The sequence below is a fragment of the Shimia sp. genome, from assembly GCF_041624275.1.
Classification (GTDB): domain Bacteria; phylum Pseudomonadota; class Alphaproteobacteria; order Rhodobacterales; family Rhodobacteraceae; genus Shimia.
Genome location: NZ_JBFJVE010000197.1, coordinates 1 through 5,394, shown reverse-complemented (window position 1 = coordinate 5,394; position 5,394 = coordinate 1). Strand labels below are relative to the sequence as shown.

At 66.6% G+C, this 5,394-nt stretch carries 7 protein-coding genes; 3 read left to right on the top strand and 4 right to left on the bottom strand.

Translation table 11 applies throughout. The annotated features are described in order from the left end of the window. Positions 1-73 precede the first annotated feature (73 nt). Complete coding sequence (gene dgcA, locus ABZD10_RS13275) at positions 74-1,036, top strand: N-acetyl-D-Glu racemase DgcA (protein WP_372887163.1); 963 nt, start codon at positions 74-76, stop codon at positions 1,034-1,036. A gap of 118 nt (positions 1,037-1,154) precedes the next feature. Further along, a complete protein-coding gene (locus tag ABZD10_RS13270; RefSeq protein ID WP_372887161.1) occupies positions 1,155-2,018 on the top strand; it encodes a D-amino-acid transaminase in 864 nt (287 codons plus the stop codon). Positions 2,019-2,089: 71 nt separating this feature from the next. Here ABZD10_RS13270 and ABZD10_RS13265 read toward each other — a convergent pair whose 3' ends face one another. The 4 genes from ABZD10_RS13265 to ABZD10_RS13250 all read right to left on the bottom strand — a co-directional run bounded on the left by ABZD10_RS13265 (position 2,090) and on the right by ABZD10_RS13250 (position 4,492). Further along, entirely contained in the window at positions 2,090-2,887 is a 798-nt protein-coding gene (locus ABZD10_RS13265; protein ID WP_372887160.1) for a class III extradiol ring-cleavage dioxygenase, read from the bottom strand. A 105-nt stretch (positions 2,888-2,992) separates the two neighbouring features. Then, positions 2,993-3,322, bottom strand: coding sequence for a DUF1244 domain-containing protein (locus ABZD10_RS13260; protein WP_372887165.1), 330 nt, complete (start codon positions 3,320-3,322; stop codon positions 2,993-2,995). 75 nt (positions 3,323-3,397) lie between these two features. Next, on the bottom strand, positions 3,398-3,745 hold the full coding sequence (locus ABZD10_RS13255; RefSeq protein WP_372887158.1) for a 5-carboxymethyl-2-hydroxymuconate Delta-isomerase: 348 nt from the start codon (positions 3,743-3,745) through the stop codon (positions 3,398-3,400). Between the two features lie 3 nt (positions 3,746-3,748). Next, positions 3,749-4,492 (bottom strand): N-formylglutamate amidohydrolase, encoded by a 744-nt coding sequence (locus ABZD10_RS13250; RefSeq protein WP_372887156.1) that lies wholly within the window; start codon positions 4,490-4,492, stop codon positions 3,749-3,751. Between the two features lie 120 nt (positions 4,493-4,612). Between ABZD10_RS13250 and ABZD10_RS13245 the strand changes: the two genes are divergently transcribed. Then, on the top strand, positions 4,613-5,394 hold a 782-nt coding region (locus ABZD10_RS13245), incomplete at its 3' end, for a pyruvate kinase (RefSeq protein ID WP_372887154.1).

Sequence of the window (5,394 nt, the reverse complement as noted above, 5' to 3'; positions counted from 1 at the left end):
GGCCGGTGGGGGGGGGGGCGGTGCCCCCCGAGACCCCCCGGGATATTTGGAGCAAGAAAAAGAGGGTTGGGGTTTGCAGATTTCCGTCTCGCGCGATGTGTTTAGGCTGGCGCAGGTGTTCACCATTTCGCGGGGCTCGCGCAGCGAGGCCCGGGTGCTGACCGTCAAGGTGAGCGATGAGGGTGTGACCGGCCGGGGCGAATGCGTGCCCTATGCACGTTATGGCGAGACCCTGGAAAATGTGACTGCGCTGATCGAAGGCCTGCAGGGCCCCGTGAGCCGCGCGGCGCTTTACGAGCTGCCCGCCGGGGCGGCGCGCAATGCGCTGGACTGCGCGCTGTGGGACCTTGAGGCCAAGAAGGCGGGAAGACGCGTCTGGGAGCTGGCCGGCTTGCCGGCGCCGGGCCCCGAGATCACCGCCTATACCCTGTCGCTGGACAGTCCCGAGGCGATGCGGGCGCAGGCGGCGAAAAACGCCTTTCGCCCCTTGCTGAAGATCAAACTGGGCACGCCCGACGACATGCCAAGGCTGGAGGCGGTGCGCGCCGGGGCGCCGAAATCGACCATCATCGTCGATGCCAACGAGGGCTGGAGCGCCGAGGTCTACGCCGATCTGGCGCCGCATCTGGTGCGGCTGGGGGTGGCGCTGGTGGAACAGCCGCTGCCGGCAGGTGAAGACGAGGCGCTGATCGGCATGGCGCGCCCGGTGCCGGTCTGCGCCGATGAAAGCTGCCACGACCGGGCCAGCCTGGCCGCGCTCGAGGGAAAATATGACGTGGTCAATATCAAGCTCGACAAGACCGGCGGGTTGACTGAGGCCCTGGCGCTGCGCCGCGAGGCCCTGGCCCGGGGCTACGGGGTGATGGTCGGCTGCATGGTCGGCTCGTCGCTGGCCATGGCGCCGGCAACGCTGGTGGCCCAGGGCGCCATGGTCACCGATCTCGACGGGCCGCTGCTGCTGGCCGAGGACCGTGACACGCCGCTGCTTTTCGATGCCGAGGGCGTGCACCCGCCCGAGGCGGCGCTTTGGGGCTGAGCCCCGATCAGCCCCCCTGACGCGGCCCCGCGCGCCGTTGCCGCACGTTGACCAGACCGCCGCAGCGCTTTACGGGGTATTGCGTGACTGCCCCACAGACAGAGGAAGACAATCCGACATGACCCGCACCGTATATGTGAACGGCCAGTACCTGCCCGAGACCGAAGCCACCGTGTCGATCTTTGATCGCGGGTTCCTGATGGCGGACGCGGTCTACGAGGTGACCTCGGTGCTTGGCGGCAAGCTGATCGACTTCGAAGGCCATGCGGTGCGTCTGAAACGCTCGCTGGACGAGCTGGAGATGGCCGAGCCCTGCTCGAAAGAGGAGCTGCTGGAGATCCACCGCAAGCTGGTGGAATTGAACGAGATCGACGAGGGGCTGATCTATCTGCAGGTCAGCCGCGGCTCGGACGGCGACCGCGATTTCGTCTTTCCCGACCCCGAGACCACCAAGCCGACCATCGTGTTGTTCACCCAGAGCAAGCCCGGCCTCGCCGACAGTGCGGCGGCCAGGAAAGGCGCGCGGATCATCTCGATCGAGGACATCCGCTGGGGCCGTCGCGACATCAAGACGGTGCAGCTCTTGTATCCGTCGATGGGCAAGATGATGGCCAAGAAGGCCGGGGTCGACGATGCCTGGCTGATCGAGGACGGCTATGTCACCGAGGGCACCTCGAACAATGCCTATTTCGTCAAGAACGGCACCATCGTCACCCGCCCGCTGTCCAATGACATCCTGCACGGCATCACCCGCAAGGCGGTGCTGCGCATGGCCGAAGAGGCGCAGATGCAGATCGAGGAGCGGCTGTTCACCATCGAGGAAGCCAAGGCGGCGGACGAAGCCTTTACCACCTCGGCCAGCGCCTTCGTGATGCCGGTGGTGGAGATCGACGGCGTGGCGCTGGGCGATGGCACGCCGGGGCCGATCGCACGGCGCCTGCGCGAGATCTATCTGGAAGAGAGCCGCAAGGCGGCGATCTGAGGCCGGCCGCGAGGGGCTTTGGTAAGGGGCGGCGTGAGCCGCCCTTTTGTTTTCGCGCGTGGCTGGGCGGCTCAGTCGAAGCGGAAGCCCGAAGCGGTGACGCCGCCGAAAATGCCGGTCTGGTGATAGATGCGTGATGCCTTGGCGTCTTCGGCGGCGCCGAGGGCGACGAAAAGCGGTACCAGGTGGTCCTCCTCTGCGTGGCAGTCGCGGGCATGGGGCGCGGTTTCCCAGGCGGTGATCGCGGCGCTGCGTTCGGCGGGTGGCAGCGCAAGGCTCGCGGTCAGCCAGCTGTCGAAGGCCTCGGAGGGCACTCGTGCGGCGGGGCCGAAACGGCGCAGGTTGTGATAGCTGAGCCCCGAGCCGATGATGAGCACCCCCTGATCGCGCAGGGGTGCCAGCGCCCGCCCCAGTGCCAGGTGCTCGGCCGGATCATAGCCGTGGCGCATCGACACCTGGAACACCGGGATGTCGGCCTTGGGGTACATGATCGCCAGCGGCGCGAAGGTGCCGTGGTCGAACCCCTGTTCGGGATCCAGCGTCACCGGCAGCCCGGCGGCGGCGATCAGCTCGGCGCTCTGCCGCGCCAGTTCCGGGGCGCCGGGGGCCGGGTAGACCAGCTCGTAGGTTTCCGGCGGAAAGCCGTGATAGTCATAGACCATCGGCGGGCGCGGCGAGGTCATCACCGCGAAAGCGTCGCGTTCCCAATGCCCCGAGATCATCAGCACCGCGCGCGGGGTCTGATCCAGTTGCCCCGGCATCGCCGCCAGCGAGGCCTCGAGCGGGGCAAACATGGCGCGCATCTCGGGCAGCCACGGCCAGGGGCCGCCGCCGTGCGAGATGAAATAGGTGGGGAGCCTCTGTGGCATGGTCCGATCCTCTCGATGCTGCGTTGCCCCAGAGATAGCGATGATCGCGGGCCAGACCAGCTTCGACAGCGCACAGGGCCTGCGCGGCCGTGCAGAGGGGCGGGGTCAGCCGCCTTTGCCCGGCTCTTCGGTGCCGACGTTCTCGGCAAAGGCGACCTTGAAGGCGGCCTGTGTCTCGGCGCTGGCCTCGGTCTGATAGCGGGCCTTCCACTCGTCCATGGGCATGCCGTAATAGATTTCGCGGGCCTCGGTCTTGGACATTTCGATGCCGCGTTCGTTGGCGGCCTCCTGATACCAGCGCGACAGGCAGTTGCGGCAGAAGCCGGCGAGGTTCATCATGTCGATGTTCTGAACGTCGGTGCGCTGCTCCATCAGATGGGCGCGCAGGCGTCGAAAGGCGGCGGCTTCCAGTTCGGTCCGGGTTTGCGGGTCGATGTCCATGGGCTCTCCGGTGGTGGTGGGCGGGTTGCCAGTGTGCGGCGACGTCGCCGGGGCGTCAACCGCGCCCTGTCAGAGGGCGCGCTTGACGTAGGTGGTTCGGTCCATGTCCACCGGTTCCACGCTGAGGCTGCCGACATCGGGCAGGTGCCGGTCGAGCACCGCCAGCAGGTCGCCGGCCAGCGCGGCCTTGGTCTCGGCAGAACGACCGGACAGCATGCGGACGGTCAGGTGGGCATGGCTTTCGGGCACAACACCGCTGCGGCCATGGGCGCAGGCGATGGTGCGCAGTTTCACCGCGCGGGGGGCTGCGGCAAAGACCGGATGCGCGCAGGCGGCTTCGAACAGGGCGTCGGCCAGCGCCCCGAGGTCGTGGCTTTGCGCCAGGTGATCGGAATGTTCGAGAATCAGGTGCGGCATGGTCTACAATCCGGTGCTGCGCAGAGTTTCGTCGAGGATCGGCGCCAGCCGTTCGGCCCAGGCGTGCTGTTTCGCCCTGTCGTCGATCTGATCGTGGCGCAGTTCGATCAGCGCGTTGAGGCGCCGGTCCTGAAAGGCGTGCTTGTCCACCGAATCGCCGGGCAGGTGGCCGGCATAGGGTTCGTTGTCGCCGACGGTGAGGTCGGCCTCCTGTTGCAGGCGCGCGATCAGCGCCTTGCCAAAGCGGTCTTCCTGCGGTGCGTGCAGGATGCCGATTTCCCAGGGGCGCGGCGAACGTCCGTTCAGTTTCGGAGAGAAACTGTGCATGGCGATGAGGACCAGGTCGTCGCGCGCCGCCGCCAGCTTGGCCAGGGCCGCGTGATAGGGGCGGTAATAGGCGGTCTTGCGGCGTTCGATCTCGGCCCCGTCGACATGGCGGTTGGCCGGGATGATGGTGCCGTCGTAAAGGTGCATCACCAGCGTCGGGTCGTCTTCGCCGCGGTTGGGGTCGATCACCAGTCGCGAGAAATTGCTGGCGATGACCGGCGCATCGAGCAACTCTCCGAGTCGCAGCGAACAGCCGAGTGCGCCCAGGTCATAGGCGATATGGCGCGCCATGTCGGCCGGGTCCAGCCCGAGGTCACCACCGTTGATTTCCTTTGGCACGACGTTGGAGGCGTGGTCGACGGTAATCAGCCAGCGCGATTTGCGATCCGCACCATGGATGTGAAAGGGTTGATGTGTCATGTCTCTGAGATGTCCTTCATGCAGACACTTAGGACAGTTGCGTCGGGAAGGGAATTGCGCGATAAGCCGATTGCTGACTGTTAGCGGTAACAAATTGATGCGGAAGCGGATGGAACGCGGATGAGACGACTGAGAAATGTGAAGATCGTGGCCACCCTGGGGCCGGCCAGCGAGACCTACGAGATGATCCGGGCGCTGCACGAGGCCGGGGCCGACGTGTTCCGGCTGAACATGAGCCACGGCAGCCACGACGAGATTCGCGACAAGCACCGTATCATCCGCCAGGTCGAAAAGGATCTGAACAGCCCGATCGCCATCCTGGCCGATCTTCAGGGGCCGAAACTGCGGGTCGGAGTCTTTGCCAATGGGGCCGAAGAGCTGGTCGAGGGCGCGCCCTTCCGGCTGGATCTCGACCCCGCCGAGGGCGATGCCAAGCGGGTCTGCCTGCCGCATCCCGAGATTTTCAGCGCGCTGGAGCCGGGGGCGACGCTGCTGGTCAATGACGGCAAGATCCGCCTGCGGGTCGACAGCTGTGGCCGGGACCATGCCGATTGCGTGGTGGTCAATGGCGGCACGATCTCCAACCGCAAGGGGGTGAACGTGCCCGACGTGCTGCTGCCGCTGGCGGCGCTGTCGGAAAAGGACCGCGACGACCTTGAATTCGTCTGCGGCCTTGGGGTCGACTGGCTGGCGCTGAGTTTCGTGCAGCGCCCCGAGGATGTGAAGGAGGCGCGCGACCTGGCCCAGGGCCGGGCAGCGATCCTGTCCAAGATCGAGAAGCCGGCGGCGGTGGAGCGCTTCGATGCGATCCTTGCCGCCTCGGACGGGATCATGGTGGCGCGCGGCGATCTCGGGGTCGAACTGCCGGTCAGCCACGTGCCGCCGATCCAGAAGCGCCTGGT